This window comes from Loktanella salsilacus (assembly GCF_900114485.1).
GTDB classification, from domain to species: domain Bacteria; phylum Pseudomonadota; class Alphaproteobacteria; order Rhodobacterales; family Rhodobacteraceae; genus Loktanella; species Loktanella salsilacus.
This window is the reverse complement of record NZ_FOTF01000005.1, coordinates 116340-134221: the sequence shown is the minus strand read 5'-3', so window position 1 is coordinate 134221 and position 17882 is coordinate 116340. Positions and strand designations below refer to the sequence as shown.

At 62.5% G+C, this 17882-nt stretch carries 22 protein-coding genes; 10 read left to right on the top strand and 12 right to left on the bottom strand.

What is annotated here, in order from left to right; all coding sequences use genetic code 11:
- Positions 1-100: 100 nt before the first annotated feature.
- Positions 101-748 carry a carbonic anhydrase gene (locus BM131_RS05880; protein WP_090187208.1) on the bottom strand — a complete coding sequence of 216 codons (648 nt, stop codon included), beginning with the start codon at positions 746-748 and terminating at the stop codon, positions 101-103.
- Between the two features lie 147 nt (positions 749-895).
- Between BM131_RS05880 and BM131_RS05875 the strand changes: the two genes are divergently transcribed.
- The 3 genes from BM131_RS05875 (at position 896) to BM131_RS05865 (ending at position 3556) form a co-directional block, all read left to right on the top strand.
- Positions 896-1270 (top strand): hypothetical protein, encoded by a 375-nt coding sequence (locus BM131_RS05875; RefSeq protein WP_139222588.1) that lies wholly within the window; start codon positions 896-898, stop codon positions 1268-1270.
- A 61-nt stretch (positions 1271-1331) separates the two neighbouring features.
- Positions 1332-2711 (top strand): leucyl aminopeptidase family protein, encoded by a 1380-nt coding sequence (locus tag BM131_RS05870; protein WP_090186935.1) that lies wholly within the window; start codon positions 1332-1334, stop codon positions 2709-2711.
- Entirely contained in the window at positions 2708-3556 is an 849-nt protein-coding gene (locus BM131_RS05865; RefSeq protein WP_090186933.1) for a C40 family peptidase, read from the top strand. The genes BM131_RS05870 and BM131_RS05865 overlap by 4 nt, the downstream gene beginning before the upstream one ends.
- Before the next feature lie 108 nt (positions 3557-3664).
- On the opposite strand, the gene BM131_RS05860 is transcribed toward BM131_RS05865, so the two are convergent.
- The 3 genes from BM131_RS05860 to BM131_RS05850 all read right to left on the bottom strand — a co-directional run bounded on the left by BM131_RS05860 (position 3665) and on the right by BM131_RS05850 (position 4807).
- Positions 3665-4006 carry a DUF2794 domain-containing protein gene (locus BM131_RS05860; RefSeq protein ID WP_090186930.1) on the bottom strand — a complete coding sequence of 114 codons (342 nt, stop codon included), beginning with the start codon at positions 4004-4006 and terminating at the stop codon, positions 3665-3667.
- A gap of 205 nt (positions 4007-4211) precedes the next feature.
- The gene (locus BM131_RS05855) at positions 4212-4526 is read right to left on the bottom strand and encodes an I78 family peptidase inhibitor (RefSeq protein ID WP_090186928.1); all 315 of its coding nucleotides are present in this window, start codon (positions 4524-4526) and stop codon (positions 4212-4214) included.
- Positions 4517-4807: an I78 family peptidase inhibitor gene (locus BM131_RS05850; protein WP_090186925.1), complete on the bottom strand. Its 291-nt coding sequence runs from the start codon at positions 4805-4807 to the stop codon at positions 4517-4519. Before BM131_RS05850 ends, BM131_RS05855 begins: the two co-directional genes overlap by 10 nt.
- Positions 4808-4915: 108 nt before the next feature.
- On the opposite strand from BM131_RS05850, the gene BM131_RS05845 reads away from it, so the two are divergent.
- From BM131_RS05845 to mbfA, 5 genes are all read left to right on the top strand, one after another.
- Positions 4916-6028, top strand: coding sequence for an S-(hydroxymethyl)glutathione dehydrogenase/class III alcohol dehydrogenase (locus BM131_RS05845; protein ID WP_090186923.1), 1113 nt, complete (start codon positions 4916-4918; stop codon positions 6026-6028).
- Positions 6029-6392: 364 nt separating this feature from the next.
- Entirely contained in the window at positions 6393-6953 is a 561-nt protein-coding gene (locus tag BM131_RS05840) for a hypothetical protein (protein ID WP_090186920.1), read from the top strand.
- Between the two features lie 278 nt (positions 6954-7231).
- Positions 7232-7762, top strand: coding sequence for a redoxin domain-containing protein (locus BM131_RS05835; protein WP_090186918.1), 531 nt, complete (start codon positions 7232-7234; stop codon positions 7760-7762).
- A gap of 64 nt (positions 7763-7826) precedes the next feature.
- Positions 7827-8576 carry an NYN domain-containing protein gene (locus BM131_RS05830; protein ID WP_090186915.1) on the top strand — a complete coding sequence of 250 codons (750 nt, stop codon included), beginning with the start codon at positions 7827-7829 and terminating at the stop codon, positions 8574-8576.
- A 69-nt stretch (positions 8577-8645) separates the two neighbouring features.
- Entirely contained in the window at positions 8646-9623 is a 978-nt protein-coding gene (mbfA, locus tag BM131_RS05825; RefSeq protein WP_090186914.1) for an iron exporter MbfA, read from the top strand.
- Positions 9624-9704: 81 nt separating this feature from the next.
- On the opposite strand, the gene BM131_RS05820 is transcribed toward mbfA, so the two are convergent.
- The 5 genes from BM131_RS05820 to BM131_RS05800 all read right to left on the bottom strand — a co-directional run bounded on the left by BM131_RS05820 (position 9705) and on the right by BM131_RS05800 (position 14538).
- On the bottom strand, positions 9705-10283 hold the full coding sequence (locus BM131_RS05820) for a GNAT family N-acetyltransferase (RefSeq protein WP_245754148.1): 579 nt from the start codon (positions 10281-10283) through the stop codon (positions 9705-9707).
- Positions 10280-12376: a molybdenum cofactor synthesis domain-containing protein gene (locus BM131_RS05815; protein WP_090186911.1), complete on the bottom strand. Its 2097-nt coding sequence runs from the start codon at positions 12374-12376 to the stop codon at positions 10280-10282. The genes BM131_RS05820 and BM131_RS05815 overlap by 4 nt, the downstream gene beginning before the upstream one ends.
- The gene (gene mobB / locus BM131_RS05810) at positions 12373-12876 is read right to left on the bottom strand and encodes a molybdopterin-guanine dinucleotide biosynthesis protein B (RefSeq protein WP_090186908.1); all 504 of its coding nucleotides are present in this window, start codon (positions 12874-12876) and stop codon (positions 12373-12375) included. Before mobB ends, BM131_RS05815 begins: the two co-directional genes overlap by 4 nt.
- A complete protein-coding gene (mobA, locus tag BM131_RS05805; protein ID WP_090186906.1) occupies positions 12873-13454 on the bottom strand; it encodes a molybdenum cofactor guanylyltransferase MobA in 582 nt (193 codons plus the stop codon). Before mobA ends, mobB begins: the two co-directional genes overlap by 4 nt.
- A gap of 205 nt (positions 13455-13659) precedes the next feature.
- Positions 13660-14538 (bottom strand): formate dehydrogenase accessory sulfurtransferase FdhD, encoded by an 879-nt coding sequence (locus BM131_RS05800; RefSeq protein WP_090186903.1) that lies wholly within the window; start codon positions 14536-14538, stop codon positions 13660-13662.
- A gap of 60 nt (positions 14539-14598) precedes the next feature.
- Here BM131_RS05800 and BM131_RS05795 point away from each other — a divergent pair, with 60 nt between their 5' ends.
- Positions 14599-15294 carry an AzlC family ABC transporter permease gene (locus tag BM131_RS05795; protein ID WP_090186902.1) on the top strand — a complete coding sequence of 232 codons (696 nt, stop codon included), beginning with the start codon at positions 14599-14601 and terminating at the stop codon, positions 15292-15294.
- Complete coding sequence (locus BM131_RS05790; RefSeq protein ID WP_090186899.1) at positions 15291-15626, top strand: AzlD domain-containing protein; 336 nt, start codon at positions 15291-15293, stop codon at positions 15624-15626. Before BM131_RS05795 ends, BM131_RS05790 begins: the two co-directional genes overlap by 4 nt.
- A gap of 21 nt (positions 15627-15647) precedes the next feature.
- Here BM131_RS05790 and BM131_RS05785 read toward each other — a convergent pair whose 3' ends face one another.
- The 3 genes from BM131_RS05785 to BM131_RS05775 all read right to left on the bottom strand — a co-directional run bounded on the left by BM131_RS05785 (position 15648) and on the right by BM131_RS05775 (position 17864).
- Positions 15648-16262, bottom strand: coding sequence for a hypothetical protein (locus BM131_RS05785; RefSeq protein WP_245754147.1), 615 nt, complete (start codon positions 16260-16262; stop codon positions 15648-15650).
- Complete coding sequence (locus BM131_RS05780) at positions 16262-16396, bottom strand: aa3-type cytochrome c oxidase subunit IV (RefSeq protein WP_090186896.1); 135 nt, start codon at positions 16394-16396, stop codon at positions 16262-16264. The genes BM131_RS05785 and BM131_RS05780 overlap by 1 nt, the downstream gene beginning before the upstream one ends.
- A gap of 85 nt (positions 16397-16481) precedes the next feature.
- Entirely contained in the window at positions 16482-17864 is a 1383-nt protein-coding gene (locus BM131_RS05775; protein ID WP_245754146.1) for an HD-GYP domain-containing protein, read from the bottom strand.
- Between the last annotated feature and the right edge of the window lie 18 nt (positions 17865-17882).

Sequence of the window (17882 nt, the reverse complement as noted above, 5' to 3'; positions counted from 1 at the left end):
GTCAGCCTCGCTTGCCCGAGGCCAAAGATTTGGCCCGCAATGCAAGCAAGGCTAATGCGCAGGTGTTACTGGATCATTTACGCTGCCAAAATGTCGGCCCCTAGACGGCGACAAAGGCCTTTGCGCCGGGATCGTAGCATTCCAGCGACCCTTCGCCGATGTGGTTCCAAAGCCCGTGCAGCGACAGCATGCCATCCTCGACCGCAGATTTCACGAAAGGAAAGGTCATCAGGTTTTCCAGCGACACCAAGACGGCCTCTTTTTCCAGCGCCCGCAGCCGGTCTTTCGGCTCTCCGGGGGCGAGGCGTTCATAGCCGGGGCGCAGAATGTCCATCCAACGCCCGACAAAGCTTGTCTTCTCGTCCAGCTCTGGCGCGTGACCTTCGCACATATCAAAACAGCCCTGCACACCGCCGCAAGACGAATGCCCCAGCACCACGATATGCGCGACCTTCAGCGCCGTGACGGCATATTCCACCGTTGCAGATGTGCCGTGCTGTTTGCCATCCGCCGCATAGGCCGGGACCAGATTGGCGATATTGCGGTGAATAAAGAATTCGCCCTGATCCGCGCCAAATATAGAAGTCACATGCACCCGGCTGTCGCAGCACGAGATCACCATCGCGCGGGGGTGTTGGCCGTCTTCGGCCAGACGTTTGTACCAGCTTTTGTTCTCGGCGTAGGTCGTTGCTTTCCAGCCCTGATAGCGTTTGACTAGATATTCGGGCAGGGGTTTTGCGAATTCCACGGGGCGCGCTCCTTGCGATTTTGTCCCAATGTTATGCTGAATTTGAAAGGATTTCGAGCGATTTTCTGGGTTTGCGTCAACCAAATGGTGACCACCGTTTGTCTAGAACAGGATCACAAGAACGCACCCATCGCAAAGGTTTACCCCATGAATACCGTCACCGTCCTTGAATGTAACCGTAGCCCCCTGATGGACCCGGCACCGCTGTCTGAAATTTACCGCGACCTTGGCGACAAAGTGGCAGAGGAAACGATTTGCCGGGCCCTCGAAGACCTCGCCATTCGGCTGAATCGCCTGCAAGATATCCGCGCGATTGCCGAATTTGACGAACTGACGCGGCAGGCGAACCGCATGGCCGCCGTCGCGCAGGGCATCGGTTTGACCGAAGTGTCCACCGCCGCCCGCCATGTGGCCGTCTGCGCCCAGCAGAAAAACGGCGTCGCGCTTGAAGCCACGCTGTGCCGGCTGGAACGCGGCTTTGATCTGGCGATTTCCCAAGTCTGGGACTTCCGCGACTTCTGATCCGGGCTTGCTGCCGCGGGCCAAGACGTTAGGCTGAGGGGGACTAGAATGGACCCCCAAAATGACCAACTCTTCCCTTCCGATGTTTGCCGCTGCAGGCACGACCGCCACGCCGCTGCATGTGATTGACGCCGATCACTTGGACACGATCCCCGCCGCGGCGCGCACCTGGGCTGACACCTGCGGCTTTAAGGCTGCTGCGGGCGCGACCCTGTGCATCCCCGGCCCGGATGGCACGATTGCTATGGCGCTGGTGGGGCAGGGCACAGCCACGAGCCGCAAACGCACCCGCTTTGCCGTCGCCGCTGCCGCGCGCAAACTGCCTGCTGGGACCTATGCCATCGCGTCCGGCCTGACCGGCAGCGACCTGACCGAGGCCGCGCTGGGTTGGCTGCTGGAATCCTACGACTTCGCCCGTTACCGCAACGCCAAATCTGCCGCAGCCCAGCTTGTCGCGCCGGATGGTGTCGATGCAGATCGCCTGCAAATCATCGCCGCTGGTGAAGTGCTGACTCGCGATCTTATCAACACCCCCACAAACGACATGGGTCCCGCCGACCTGGAAACCGCCGCCCGCAGCCTCGCCGATCAACACGGCGCGAAAATCAGCGTGACCACGGGTGACGACCTGCTGACCCACAACTTCCCCCTGATCCACGCCGTCGGCCGCGCCAGCGCCACGCCGCCGCGTCTGATCGACATGGCTTGGGGCACCACCGGCCCCCGCCTGACCCTTGTCGGCAAGGGTGTCTGCTTTGACACCGGTGGCCTGAACATCAAACCCGGCTCCTCTATGGGGCTGATGAAAAAGGATATGGGCGGCTCTGCTACCGTCTTGGGCCTTGCCCATATGATCATGGCGCTGAACGTGCCGATCCGTCTGCGCGTCCTGATCCCGGCGGTGGAAAACTCTATTTCCGCCAATGCCTTCCGCCCGCAAGACATCCTGCCCTCGCGCAAGGGGCTGACGGTCGAGATTAATAATACCGACGCCGAAGGCCGCCTTGTCTTGGCCGACGCGCTGGCCTTGGCAAGTGAAGAGGACGCGGACCTCGTCATCTCTATGGCGACGTTGACCGGGGCTGCCCGTGTCGCCGTTGGCCCCGATATCTCGCCCTTCTTTACCGACACCGACGATCACGCTGCCGCCCTGACCGCCGCCGCATCCCGCATCAAGGATCCGGTCTGGCGCCTGCCATTTCACGACCCCTACGAGGATCTGATTGAACCGGGCGTCGCCGACTTGGACAACGCGCCAGCGGGCGGCATGGCGGGGGCGACGACCGCTGCCCTGTTCCTGCGCCGTTTTGTGGATCGCCCCTATATCCACTTTGACATCTATGGCTGGAACGCCGCCGCCAAGCCCGCCCGCCCCAAAGGCGGCGTCGGCATGGGCGCGCGCGCGATCCTTGACGCCCTGCCGGACTTGCTGGGCCTATGACCGCCCCCGCAAACCGTGACCGGCGCCTTTGGCCCGCCAATGCCCGCGTTGCCCTGCGTAGCCTTGGCGCGCAGCCGGGCTTGGCTGTTGTGGACGGTACCCCCGCCACCCTGTCGCGATCCGTCACCGACCTGATGACCGCGCCTGATGGCCGCCGCGATCGGCAACTGCTGCTGGGCCATCCGGTCAAGGTGATAGAGGATCGCGCTGGTTGGTCGTTTATCCAGGCCAGCGATGGCTATGTCGGCTACGTCCCCTCGGACCGCCTGACAACGGGTGCGGTGCCAACCCACCGCGTCGGCGCCTTGGCCACCCACGCCTATGCGGCAGAGGACCTCAAATCCCCCGATGTCATGCAGCTGCCCTTTGGCACGCGCTTGCAAGTGCTGGACGAGCGGCGACACTTTTTCGAGACGCCGCAAGGCTTTGTCCCGAAAAAGCACCTGCGCCCGCTGGATCGTCCCTTCACCAGCCCCGCGACGATTGCGCAGTTGCATTTTGGCGTGCCCTACCTGTGGGGCGGCAATTCAACGCGCGGGCTCGATTGTTCTGGCCTGATTACAGCAGCCCTGACAGCCTGCGATATCCCGTGCCCCGGCGATGCTGACCTGCAAGAAAACGCGCTTGGCGAACGGCTCGCGCCAGATGCCCCCTTGCAGCGCGGCGACATCATTTTCTGGCGCGGTCACGTCGGCATGATGGTGGACGAAGACACTCTGATTCACGCCAATGGCAACGCCATGGCGGTCACCTACGAACCCCTTGCCAACGCGATCCTGCGCATCCGCACGGTCGAGGCGTCAGAGGTCACATCTCGCCGCCGCATCCCCGGACTGGCCGTTTAGGATTTGCGCACAAAGGTTAAGTATCTGTTTAAGTTTACATAATATGTATCGCATGCGAAACATTTAGTTTTTGAAATGTATTTTGCGGACGCGGGTCCGGTCGGTGGTTCAGTCGACCGACCGGATCAACTTCCGCTCCAGCACACGCAGCACCGCGGTCAGATCATTGCCCCGTTTCAGCGTCTGCCCGTCCATGCCCACGACCGCATATTGCCCTTGCTTCAGCCGTAGCTTGGGCCGCTTTTCGATGCGGTAAATCGGGTTTTCTGCCGTGCGGCGAAACACGCTGACCACCGCCATATCGCGCAGCGCAGAAATCCCATAATCGCGCCATTCGCCAGCGGCGACCATGCGGCCATAAAGGCTTAGGATCGGGGCAAGCTCTGTACGGTGAAATGACACCCGGTCATCGGGGCCGGCGGGGAACTGCAGGGGGTCTAGAATGCTCATCCTAAAGATTTGCGCACTGCCGAGCGTAAATCAAGGCGCGGCCATGGTTTCGCCGCGAAAGAGCCCCGCAATCGGCATGAGCAGCCCATCTTTGCGCCACGACCCACCGCTAATCAGGTTTTATTGCAAGACCCCGGCGGTGCGTGTCATATTGCCCCCACCCAGTACGCGCTGCCGGGACTTGCAATAATTCCCCAGATTGAAATCAGCCGCAGGTGATATCTGTGATGGTCCCATTGGGCCCGATGATGAAATTCACCCGGTCCTGCTGAAAATCCTGCGCGGCAATGCTGCCGGGCCGCAGCACCTGTACCGGCCCAAGGATTAACGTGCGTTCTAACGCTGTCGCATCCTGGCCCCGCAGGCTGCCGTGCCGCTGCGCACCGCAAGTGTCCGCCACGACCGGGCTAGCGGGCAAGGCCGCCTCGCTCGCAACTGCGCCGGGCATCGCCGTGCGCAGGGCAGGGGTGCCGCCGCAAGCCGCCAGCAGCGTGAGCGGCAGGGCAAAGATTAACCGCATGTGACAGCTACAACGCGGCCCGCTTTGTCGATCTCGATGTTTAGGCGTTCTGGATTGAATTCCATGGTCACCATTTCACCGGGATTGATCAGCCGGGTTTCACGGCTCGGCGGATAACGCAGGTCGCCCATCGGGCCGCCCACTTTATCAGCATATTGCGCCGCATTGCAGGCATCGCCGCCAATCGGGCGTGCGCCGGACGCTGCGTCGACCGTACCCGTCGGAGCGGGCTGACATGCCGCAAGGAGCGGCAAAACGAAGAGGAAAGATGATGTTTTCATACCGTCAATACTGCCGCGAGGTCCGGGGGCTTAGCAAGGGGCGGGCTTGAACTTTCGCGCAAATTCGCAGACTTTGGCGCAAACGTTTCCCCAGTAAAGGCAATCCTCATGCGTACCCGTGCAGCCGTGGCCCTGAAGGCCGGACAACCGCTTGAAGTGATGGAGGTCAACCTAGAAGGCCCCAAGGCTGGCGAGGTTTTGGTCGAGATCAAAGCAACCGGCCTGTGCCATACCGATGAATTTACCCGCTCTGGCGATGACCCCGAAGGTGCCTTTCCCGCGATCCTTGGCCACGAAGGCGCCGGTGTCGTGCTAGAGGTGGGCGAGGGCGTCACATCGCTCAAGCCCGGCGATCACGTGATCCCGCTTTACACACCCGAATGCCGCGAGTGTGACTATTGCCTGAACCCCAAAACGAACCTGTGCCAAAAGATCCGCACGACCCAAGGCGCGGGCGTTATGCCCGACGGCACCTCGCGGTTTTCCATGCTCGATGGCACGCCGATCCTGCACTACATGGGCTGTTCGACCTTTGCGAACCACACGGTCCTGCCGGAAATCGCACTGGCCAAAGTCCGCGACGACGCGCCCTTTGATAAGATTTGCTACATCGGCTGCGGTGTCACCACCGGCATCGGTGCGGTGATCAACACGGCCAAAGTGGAATACGGCAGCCGGGCGATTGTCTTTGGCCTAGGCGGTATTGGTCTGAACGTGATCCAAGGCCTGCGGATGGCGGGCGCCGCGCAGATCGTGGGCGTGGATATCAACCCAAGCAAGGTCGAGATGGGCAAGCGTTTCGGCATGACCGATTTCGTGAACCCCAAAGAGGTGAAGGGCGATCTGGTCGGCCATCTGGTCGAACTGACAGGCGGCGGTGCGGATTATACGTTCGACGCGACCGGCAATGTGAACGTCATGCGCACCGCGCTTGAGTCCGCCCACAAAGGCTGGGGCGAAAGCATCATCATCGGCGTGGCCCCTGCGGGCGCAGAGATTACCACCCGGCCATTCCAACTGGTCACCGGACGCAGCTGGCGCGGTACGGCCTTTGGCGGTGCGCGCGGGCGGACGGATGTGCCGAAGATTGTCGATTGGTACATGCAGGGCAAGATCGAGATCGACCCGATGATCACCCACACCATGCCGCTGGAAGACATCAACAAAGGCTTTGATCTGATGCACAAAGGCGAAAGCATCCGCGGCGTTGTGATTTACTGATCTAGTATAATATTGCGTGAAAGGCCCGGTCGGTTCGGCCGGGCCTTTTGCGTTGTTTTCGGTGTGAAGCTGGGTGCGGCAGGCGGGGACGGAAGCGGTTTTGGTGCGGCGAGCGACGAAGGTTGGCGAGACGTTTGCGCTTGCCTAAATATTTATGTGCAGCGAGAGAGATGGTCTCTAAGGCCGTCAAAAACGTTCGGAAACTATAAGGATTTTGAGCGGGTTTGAATAACCGCATCGCTTTAGGTACATTTGACACCATCGCGCATTAACGCTTTGCTGTTTCTGGCCACATCTAAAGGATTGGATCCCTCATGTTTTCTTTCGCATCTTTTGCCTGCGCGTTTACGGCCGGACTAAGGTGATGCCAGAGGGTGGGAAAAACCTGTCTGCCCTCAGCGAGGCTATGGCAGGCAAATCAATCGCCTTGGTGGGCAATGCATCCAGCTTTGTTGAAACGCCGAAAACGCTCGAACGTCATCAGTTCGTGATCCGTATGAACAAGGGCGCGCATATAGCCAGTGAGAAGGGCAATCTGCGTACCGATTGTTTGCTGATCTCTGCTTTTCGTGGCAAAAAGTATTTAGAGGCAGCACCGCATGTCGTGTGGATGACTCCCAAGAAACGCGATGAATTGAGCGTTAAAGAAATCGCCGCAATGTATTTCTACCCTGTGCCCGCATGGGAAGAACTTTTTGCGGAAATCGGTGATCGGCCATCAACCGGTTGTATGGGCATCGATCTGATCTCCCGCCGGCTCCGTGGCGGGGAATTATGGCTATACGGATTTGATTTTTGGCAAAGCCCAACCACGTACACCGGGGTTATTAGACCTGGTCCACACTCCCCCGATGCAGAAGAGCGGTTTGCTAGGTCACGGGTGCCGTCCAGCCAAATCGTTGGTCTTGACACATCTTCGCGTTGAGGAACCTTTTCCCTGCCTCGGGAGAGGGTTTATTCACAGCTCCGTGATCCATGGAGAAGCTCCCAAAACCACCGTTTGTTGAAAAGTTCGAAAAAACAGACACAAGCGCGCTTACTAAGGGTGCTCAGTGCCTGCTTATCGAAGGCATATGGCGCAACGGTTGTGATGGCCCCCTTTGCGCAATTCTCTTGTGACACACCCACGCGCGATCCTGTGATGGAACAGCGGGCGGTCCGCGCCGTTGTGTCGATGAAAAGACATAACCAAGGATAAATATCATGCCTAAGACACTGACACCCGGCGCCGCTTTTCCGAAACAGACCGTGCAGACGGTGGACGGCAGCCAAGTTGTGCTGGGAACGCCCGATGCGGCGAAGGGCGATTGGCAGTTGGTCATTGTTTACCGCGGCAAGCATTGCCCGATTTGCAAAAACTATCTGACAGAGCTGAACGGCATGTTGTCCGATTTCAACGCAATCGACGTGGATGTCGTCGCTGTCTCGGCTGACCCGCTGGAAAAGGCCAAGGCCGAGGTGGATGAGATTGGTTACAATGGCGTTGTTGGCGTCGACCTGAGCATTGCGCAGATGCATGACTTGGGGCTTTTCGTGTCCGATCCGCGCAGCCCGGAAGAGACGGATCGTCCGTTTGCAGAACCCGCCGCTTTTGTTGTGCGCGGTGATGGCGCGTTGCAGATTGTCGACATTTCAAACGCGCCGTTTGCGCGGCCTGCGTTGAAGGGGTTGCTGGACGGTCTGACGTTTATCCGCAAGAACGATTACCCCGTGCGCGGCACCCACGGCGTCTAAGCAGCGGGCTGGCGGCACCGGGCGCTGTGCGCTAGGTCAGGGGAAAGATTAAAGGATCCTTTCCATGCCTGAACAACGCCCGCTGCTGGCCGTACTGATTGACGCGGATAACACCTCTCCGAAATTTGCGGCTGCGATCTTTGAAGAGGTCGCGAGTTTCGGTGAGGCGAGCGTGCGGCGCATTTATGGCGACTTTGCCAGCCCGCAGCTGGGCGGTTGGAACAAGATCTTGCTAGAGCATGGTTTGAACCCGCAGCAGTCGCCGGCCTATACGACGGGCAAGAATTCGAGCGATATCGCGCTGGTGATCGACGCGATGGACCTGCTGCACACCGGGCGGTTTCAGGGCTTTGTGCTGGTCAGTTCCGATAGCGATTTCACGTCCCTTGCCAGCCGGATCAGGGAACAGGGTCTGGACGTTTACGGCATCGGGCAAAAGAAGACGCCTGATGCGTTTCGCCGGGCGTGTAAGCGGTTTATTTTCGTTGAAAACCTAGGCTCTGACGCGGTTGAGCCATCCGCGCCAAGCGACGCGAGCGCGCCCGCGCCGCGGAGCAATGGCGATGGCGGGAATGCGAAAGAGCAGCCAAGCAAGGTTGTGCCGCTGGTTATTCAGGCGATGAACAGCATTGATCCTGACGGGGATTGGTATTCGCTGGGCCAGCTGGGGCAATACATGGTCAGCGCCCACCCCGAGTTCGATCCGCGCACCTATGGCAGCGCCAAGCTAAGCGATTTGCTGCGTAAATCGGGCCGGTTCGAGGTCGCGCAGCGGCAGGGCGGCAATCATTTGGATGTGCGCCGTCTGGACTAGGACTGAGGGCTTGGCAGCGGCTCGAATTGGCCCTAGTTTGGAATCATTCTAAACTAGAGGGCCGCCACCATGATTCCAGGTTTTGCCAACCGCCGCCGGTTTTCCGAGTTGAGCGAGCAAGAGGTCTTGGCACTTGCGATTTCGTCTGAAGAGGATGATGGCCGCATTTATCGCAGCTATGCCGAGATGTTGCGTGCGGATTACCCCGCCTCTGCCGCCGTGTTTGACGGTATGGCAGAGGAAGAGGACGGGCATCGGCGGCGGCTGATTGCGCTGCATCAGGAACGCTTTGGCAATGTAATCCCGTTGATCCGGCGCGAACATGTGTCGGGGTTTTACGCGCGCAGGCCGGTGTGGCTGACGCAAAACTTGGGGCTGGAGCGGATCCGCGAAGAAGCGGGCCAGATGGAACGGGACGCGGCGCGGTTCTATCACACGGCGGCGCAGGCCACATCGGACGCGGGCACGCGGCGGCTGCTGGGCGATCTGGCGCAGGCCGAAAGCGGTCACGTCGAGAAGGCCGATCAGCTGATCGAGCATAATTTGGGCCCGGACGCGAAGTCCGAAGAAGAGGCTGCGGCGCACCGCCAGTTCGTGCTGACTTGGGTGCAGCCGGGCCTTGCGGGACTAATGGACGGCTCGGTCAGTACGCTGGCCCCGATCTTTGCCACGGCGTTCGCCACGCAGGATACGCATACAACGTTTCTCGTGGGTCTGGCGGCGAGTATCGGTGCGGGTATCTCGATGGGGTTCACCGAGGCGGCGTCGGATGATGGCGCGATTTCGGGCCGAGGCTCGCCCATCAAGCGCGGGATCGCGGCGGGTGTCATGACCACGTTGGGCGGTCTGGGGCACGCGCTGCCCTATCTGATCACCGACTTTTGGACAGCGACAGTGATCGCGATGATCGTGGTGTTTGTGGAGCTTTGGGCGATTGCCTGGATCCAGAACAGGTACATGCAGACACCGTTTTTGCGGGCGGCGTTTCAGGTGGTTGTCGGCGGGGCGCTGGTCTTTGGCGCGGGCGCCTTGATCGGGGCGGGGTAGGCGATTTTTCCAAGAAAAATCGTGTTGGGGCGCTGCCCCAAGCCCCGAGGTATTTTTGACCAGAAGAAGGGGTCGGCACGCTCAGACTGGGCGGACCATCGTGATAGTGCGGCGGAAGTGGAAGATGTGACGCAGGGGGCCGATTTGCGTGGTCTTGGTTTCGATGAAGCCGAGGCGGGCATAGAGCGCCCTTGCGCGCGGGTTGGTGTCGACGACGTCAAGGCGCAGGGCGGGATAGTTGCGGCTGCGCGCCTCGATTGACAGGGCGTCCAAGAGCGCGGTGCCGACGCCCTGACTGCGGGCAGGGGCCGCGACGGCGAGGCCGTCGGTGAGGAAGTTCAAGTTTTCTGTGTCGCGCGAGAGCAGCGAAAGCAGGGCGCTGCGCCACAGCGCGCCGGGCCACCCGTAGTGCCTCGCCAGATCGCGGAGCGTGCCCCCGACGAAGGCTCCGCGGTGGGTTTTGAAGCCGGCAATACCGATGAGGTGGCCTGCCTCATTCGTGGCGCTGATGACGTGGCTGGGGTCGATGACGCCCGCAATAAAGTGCAGGGCGCGGGGCGCGGGGCCGAGGACGCGGCCGAGTTTGGGGCCGAAGGCGTCCCAATAGAGTGCGGCGGCTTGTTCGGTTTGGCCTGCAGGGATGCCCGGCGCGATGATCACAGATCGAAGCTTGCGAAGGGAATATAGGTCACTGGCGTACCTGGGGTGATTTGCGCGGCTGCGTCGGGCAACACCACAAGGCCGGTGGCCCATGACAGGCCGGAGACGCGGCCGGAGCCTTCGGAGGGGAAAACCTCTGCTGCGCCGTCTGTGATGCGGGCGCGGAGGTATTCGCGGCGGCCCGCCTTTTTCGATTTGCTGAAAGCGGCGGGCAGGGAGAAGCCTTGCGGGGTTGGCCACTGTGCGCCCGCGAGGTGGGCCAGGGCCGGGTGGGCGAAGACGAGGGCGCAGACTTGGGCGGCGACGGGGTTGCCCGGCAGGCCGAAGACGGGCGTGTTTTGCCACAGGCCAAGGGCGAGGGGGCGGCCCGGTTTCATCGCGATGCGCCACAGGGCGAGGGTGCCGGTGCCTTGCAGTAGGGCGGACATGTGATCCTCGTCCCCAGCCGATGCGCCGCCAGAGGTGAGGATTGCGTCGCAGCGATCGGCGGCATCGTCGAGGATGGTGCGCAGTTTAGGGCGGTCGTCCGGGGCGATACCGAGGTCGATCGCCGCGTGGCCCCAGCGCTCAATATCGGCGAGCAGCATGGCGCGGTTGGCGTCGAAGATCTGGCCGTCTGCGGCGTGCTCGCCGGGGGCGCGCAGTTCATCCCCGGTGGACAGTACGCCGACGCGCAGGCGTTTATGGACCGTGACCTGCCCGGTGCCGCAGGCGGCGAGGGTGGCGAGGTCAGCGGGGGTGAGGCGGCGCTGGGCGGGCAGAACGTCGCTGCCTGCTGTCATGTCCTCGCCTGCCTTGCGGGCGTTGGCGCGCTGTTTGAGCGGGCCGTGCAGGGCGATGTGGGTGTCGTTGGCGGCGGTGTCCTCTTGCAGGACAACGGTGTCGGTGCCGTCCGGGATATTCGCGCCGGTCAGGATACGCAGGGCGTGGCCGTCAGGGACGGTGCCGTTGAATGGATCGCCTGCGGCGGCGCGGCCGGGATGCAGGGGCAGGGTGCGCGGGCCATCCGGAAGCGGCCCCGCAAAGGCGTAGCCATCGACGGCGGCATTGGCGTGCGGCGGGTGGCTGCGGGCGGCGATGACGGGGGCGGCGAGGATGCGGCCGGCGGCTGCGGCAAGGGGGATGGTTTCGGTTGCTGTGATGGGGGACAGCTGGGCGCGCAGGTGGGCGAGGGCATCGTCCACGGGGGTCCAATGCGCGCCCTGCGGCATGGCGAAGCAGTCGTTGCGCAGGGGCGGCGGGGTCAGGTCGGGCATGGCAGCGCCTTTCAACAAGTCTTGGTGGCCGAGGCCGAGCACCCAGCCTTCGGCCGTTGGCACGACGTCGAGGACGGTTTGCCACTGGTCCGGTGTGAGGGCGGAAAGCGCGCGGGCGTAAAGCGCGACCTGCGCTGCGTCGCGGATGGCGTGGCCCGTGAGGTAGGAGGCGGGGAGCAGGGAGAAGTAGGATTCGGCAAGCACGATATCGGCGGTGGGGGCCTCGAATGGCCAGACTGAGAGGGCCGCGCCGAAATGGTGGCGCAGGCGTGATAGCATGGGCAGGCCCATGATGACTTGGCCGCCGACGGCCCCCGCGCCAGAGAGCTGCCAGGGCGAGAAGGCACCGGGGGCGGCAAGGTCAGTGGCGCGATGTTCGGGCAGGTCGTGACCCGTGCGATCGCGGCCCTTGCGCGGCAGGTGCGGGACGTCGTGATTGGGTCGTCCATTGCCCCAAAAGGGGCCTGTGCCGGGAAATTGTGTGTTGATTTGACCTGCGAGGTCAAAGCGGTTGTTGAACCCCGGGGTGTCAGTGACGCGGGCGGCGAACCAGTCCCACAGGGCGAGGGGGTCGTCCGATCCGGTCAGTTTTTCGGCAAAGCCAGCGGGGTAGGCGAAGCACAGATCGAAGGCGGCAAGGGTGCGGCGGCCTGCGGTTTGCTCTGCTGTCAGGGTGCCTTGCAGATAGGTTTCCGCGATCTGGCGGTTGCGGTGGTAAAGGGGCGGCTCTGCCTGTCCAGCGCGGGCGATGCAGGTCCAGATCGCGTCTTTTTTCGGCGTGGCACCGCGATCATTGCCGCCGGACCAGTCGACCATGATGACGGTATCAAAGCTCATTTACGCAGCGGCAGGCCGAGGTGGCCGAGGATGAAGTCGGCGATGGCTGCGGTGTCATCAAGGTCGAATTGCGGGCGGTCGGTTGTCAGGGGTGTATCGGTGGCGATGGCCTTGATCGTGGGGTCATGCGTGGCAATCAAAGGGTTGCCGGGTTCGGCGCGATACGCCTCAACCTTGGGGTGGGTGTCGCGTTTGTAGCCCTCGATCAGGATCAGATCGACGGGGTCGAGTTTGGTCAGCAGGTCGGTCAGGCTGGGCTCGGGGGCGCCGCGCAGCTCGCTCATCAACGCCCAGCGGGTGCCGGAGGAGAGCAGCACTTGGGACGCGCCCGCTGTGCGGTGGCGGTGGCTGTCCTTGCCGGGGTGGTCGACGTCAAAGCTGTGGTGGGCATGTTTGAGGGTGGAGACAGTGAAGCCGCGCGCGGTGATGTCGGTCACGAGCCGTTCCATCAGGCCGGTTTTGCCCGCGTTTTTCCAGCCGGTGACGCCGAAGATGTTCATAGCATGGCCTTTGCGGTCAGGAGGTCTTCGGGTGTGTTCACATTGAAGAAGGCGGTGTCGTCCGGGAATTCCGCCGTACCTGCGCCGTGGGCGCGGGTGAACTGGACGATTTTCCGCAGCCCGTCATAGAGCGCCTGGCGGAGGGGATCGCGCAGGGTGACGGGCCAGAGGCCGAAGGTCGGCTGGCGCCCCGACGGGGAAGCGGCGAGGGCGAAGCCGGCGTCCCCGCCGGCAAGCAGTAGTTGCGGGACCAGATCGCAGGGCAAGAACGGCGTATCAGCGGCGGCGGTGACGATGTGGGTCGCGCCAAGGGCGGCGGCCCAGTCGAGACCTGCAAGCGTGCCCGCAAGCGGGCCGGGGTGATCGGGGATGCTGTCTGGCAGGATCGGCAGATTGAGGTGTTTAAGGCGGGCGGGATCGCCGTTGGCGTTCAGCGCGGTGCGGTCAACTTGCGGGGTGAGGCGGTCCAAGACGTGAGACAGGATTGTGCTGTCACCCAAGGGCAGCAGGCCCTTGTCGCCGCCGCCCATGCGCGTGGCTTGCCCGCCCATCAGAATGAGGCCGAAGGGTTGCATCATCGGGTGGTGCCTTTTGCGTTGATTTTGCAGGGGGCGCTGCCCCCGCGGCTGCGCCGCCCCCCGCGGTATTTTTGACCAGAAGAAGGGGGAGCGTGGTGATCTGCTGACAGGGGTGCAGGGGGCGCTGCCCCCGCGACTGCGTCGCCCTCCGGGATATTTGGGACGAGAAGAAGGGGGGTGATTTGTTGTGCTGTGGCGGGCAAGGTCATTCTGCAGCCTTGCGGGATTGTTTGCGCGGCTCGTCCGGGACGGCGGCGGGGTCGGCGTCGCGGATGAGGCGGTGATCGCCGGCAAGGCAGGTGAAGCGCTGGCCTTTCATACGGCCAATCAGGGTCAGGCCGACTTGGGTCGCGATTTCAACACCCCAAGCGGTGAAGCCGGAGCGGGAGACGAGGGTGGGGATGCCCATCAGCGCGGTTTTGATCACCATTTCTGAGGTCAGGCGGCCTGTCGTGTAGAGGATTTTGTCGTCCGGACTGATGCCTTCCGCGAACATCCAGCCTGCGATTTTGTCGACGGCGTTATGGCGGCCGACGTCTTCCATATAGACTAGCGGCGTGTTGCCTTGGCATAGGACCGTGCCGTGGATTGCGCCGGCTTCGAGGTAGAGGCTGGGGGTGCGGCTGATGGTGGCGGCGAGGGCGTAAAGGTCGGAGGTTTTGAGCGGCGTTTGCGGCAGCTCAAGGTTTTCGAGACCTTCCATCATATCGCCAAAAACGGTGCCGACGGCGCAGCCCGAGGTGCGGGTTTTCTTTTGCAGCTTTGCCTCGTGGTTCGTCTCGACCTTTGTGCGGACGACGACGACCTCGAGCTCTTCGTCATAGTCGACGGCGGTGACCACGTCGGTGGCGGACAACATGCCTTGGTTGCGCAAAAAGCCCAGTGCCAAATAGGTCGGGTAGTCGCCGATGGTCATGGCGGTGACGATTTCGCGGCTGTTGAGGTAGATCGTCAGCGGGCGTTCTTCGACAACGCGCAGGTCAACGCTGGCCCCGGTTTGGTCGGTGCCGGTGACGGCGCGGGTCAGGCGCGGCAGGCTAGGCTGCGGGGCAATCAGATAAGGCGTGTCTGTCAGGGTGGCCAATTGTCAATCCTTGGACGCGGGGGTAGGCAGGGCGCGATCACATAAAACTAGGCCAAACCTATGACCGCTGCCACCGTGAAATCCGTCTATCTGCGCGGCCTGCGCGCGGGTGCCCCATTCGTGATCGTGGTCGTGCCGTTTTCGCTGCTGTTTGGCGTGGCCGCCACGGATGCAGGGCTGACGCTGGGGCAGGCGATGGGGTTCACGGTCTTGGTGATCGCGGGGGCGTCGCAGTTTGCGGCGTTGCAGATGATGGTGGATCAAGCGGGCATTGCCTTTGTGCTGTTGGCGGCGCTGGCGGTGAACCTGCGGATGGCGATGTATTCGGCGGCCTTGGTGCCGCATATCGGGGCCGCACCGCTGTGGCAGCGGGCCTGCGTGGCGTATTTGTTGTTTGATCAGACCTATTTGGCGAGCGTGAAGGCCTATGAAGAAGAGCCGGATCTGACATTGCGGCAGAAGGTCGCGTTCTTTTTCGGGGTGGCGACGCCGATCACGCCGGTCTGGTGCGCGATGACGGCGGTGGGCGTCTTGGTCGGGGCGACGATCCCAGAGGCTGCGGCGTTGGATTTCGCCCTGCCGATCACGTTTCTGGCGATGGTCGCGCCGATGTTGCGCACGTCGGCGCATTTGGCGGCGGCGGCGACCTCGGTCGTGGTGGCGCTGGCGCTGAGCGGGTTGCCGTCGGGCTTTGGCCTGTTGATCGCGGCGGCCTGCGCCATGGCGGTCGGTGTGTTGGTGGAGGACCGGGTATGAGTTATTCCGCGCTACAGATTTGGGGCATTATCGGGGCGCTGGCGATTGGCACTTTCCTGATCCGGTTTTCGTTTTTGGGGCTCATTGGCAACCGCGATATGCCGCCGATTGTGCTTCGGTTGCTGCGTTATACGCCTGTTGCCGTCTTGCCAGGGCTGGTCGCGCCGCTGGTGCTTTGGCCTGCGGCGACAGGCGGGCAGCCGGATGCGGTGCGTCTGATTGCGGCGGCGGTGGCGCTGGCTGTGGGGCTGTGGACCAAGCAGGTGATCTGGGCGATCCTTGCGGGGTTCGGCGCGCTTTATACAGGTTTGGCTGTGGCGCAGCTGCTGTAGGGCGGGCGCAGATGAGCTAATCTAGCGGAGCTGCATTTCGATTTCAGCGAGGGCGAGGGCCTTGTTATCGGGGTCGTTTTCGCGCCATTCGCGCGATGTAACACCGGGCAGTTTGCGAAAGCGGTTCGCCAGCGTGTTGGGAAAGAACGTTTGCGGCAGGCTGCTAAAGCCCGGCAATTGGCGCATCAGGCGGGCGGTGGAATTGGTGCAGAAGGATTGCGCCACAGGCCCGTTGGTCAGGGCCAGATCAAGGGCCTGTTCAGCGACCGCGTCGCTGACTTGCACGGTTTGGCCGATGACGTAGTAGGTCTCTCTCGCGTGGTAGGAGACGTAGTAGGCCTCTACCTCTGGCGTGACACCAAACAGGACGTCGTTGCGTTCCGCGATCGTGGAATGGCGAAAGCTGCCCGCGGGATCGAAGATGACCCGCTGGCTGGGCGCGTCGATCAGCAGGCTGCTATGCGCGCCGCTGCCCGTGGATACGCTGCGCATCGTATAAAGTGTCAGCACGCGCGGACCCAGCCCTGCGAATCGTTTTGACGCGATCATGGCGGGCGGGGAAGACGTTTGCGGCGCAGAACAGGCCCCGGCGGCTGCCAATGGCAGGCCGAAGACCAGCGCGCGGCGCGAGATCATTAGGCGCCGACGAGAGCGAGGAAGATCAGGAAAACGATTATTCCGATGGTGCCGCGCGATACGAACCAGATGAAGCTGTCAAAGGTTTTTTCCTGAACAGTGATGTCCATTTCGCCGTGCTTGTGGTCTGCCATGGGATGCGTCCTTGTCTGCCTATTTCGTCATGTCCTAGCCGATTGCAGCGGGGCTGTCACGCCCCGCATGTGCCAAAGCGCTGCGTCAGTGCGCCGCTTTGGCAAGGTCATCAAGGCCTGCGCGTAGGGCGTCGATGCAGTCTGGATCAAAGGCGGTGCCGCGATCTTTGTCCAAGATGGCCAGCACGTCGGTGATGGGCATCGCGTCCCGGTAAGGGCGCGTGGCCGACAGGGCGTCAAAGACATCACTGACGGTCACGATCCGTATGTCTTGACCAAGGTCATCCGCGCAGCGCCCGTTTGGATAGCCCGTGCCGTCCAAACGTTCGTGATGATCGCGGGCAATGGGGGCAATATCAGCGAAGGCGCTAATGCGGGTCAGGATCGCGCTGCCCGCGCCGGGATGTTCGCGGATACAGGCCCATTCGGCCGCATTCAGTTTGCCCGGTTTATCCAGCACCTGATTGCTGACGCCAAGCTTGCCCAGATCGTGCAGCAAAGCACCGCGCCGCAGCCAGCGGCGGTGGGCGGCGCTATGGCCCATTTGTTCGGCGATCATGTCGGCGTAAAGCGTCACGCGGCTGGAATGGTCGGCGGTAAAGCTGCTTTTGGCATCGACCACATCGGAGAACGCCTGTGCAATGTCGTCAAGGTAACTTTCGTCGACCGGGGTACTGCGCTGGGCGGCGGGCAGGGTGAAGACGGCTGCCTCTAGCTGAGGGTTGGTCAGGTCCGCCCAGAAGCCGGGGTCGCGGGCGAGCTTCGTAAAGGTCGCGATCAGGGCGGGGTCGAACCATGTGCCAGCGCGGCGGGTAGCCTCAACCCGGGCCGCATCGCGCCCGCCAGCAGTGTGAAAGATATCGATGATCTGCGCCAGCAGCGCGATCTGGGCGTTCAGCGGGATCGCCGCGCCCATCAGCCCAAGGGGGCGTCCGCCGCCGTTCCAGTGTTCATCCAGATTGCGGATGCCGTCCTGAACGGTGGCCGAAAACCGCAGGCGGGCGGCGATGTCGGCACCGCGGTGGCAGCGCGTTTCGATCAGGTTGCGGGCGATATCGCCGCCGTTTTGCAGGATGTTGACGATGGCCCGAAACCGTTCTGACAGGCCGGAATCGAGCCCGGTCTGGGCAAAGACGAACCGCAGGGCGGCGGTCAGGCTGGTGTCGATCGTCTTGAAGTCGCGCTTGAAGGTTAGGTCGTCGGCTAAGTAAAGCTCGCAAATGCGGGCAGCGTTGGAAGAACACCCCAGATCCTTGAGCAGCAGGGTGTAAAAGAGGTCATCCATGTCAGGCGCGCTAAGCCCCAGCGCGTCACCGATGCGGGTGCCGATATAGGTGCAGCGCACGCAATGGCCGGGCGCCTGTCCTTCGGTCAGGTCAAGCGCGTGGGACAGCGGGCCAAGAACATCGGCCAAGCGCAAGGCCGGAACGGGCGAGGCGGGGATCATGGGGGCGGGATGCAGCAACATGGCCGTAGGTTGCACAGT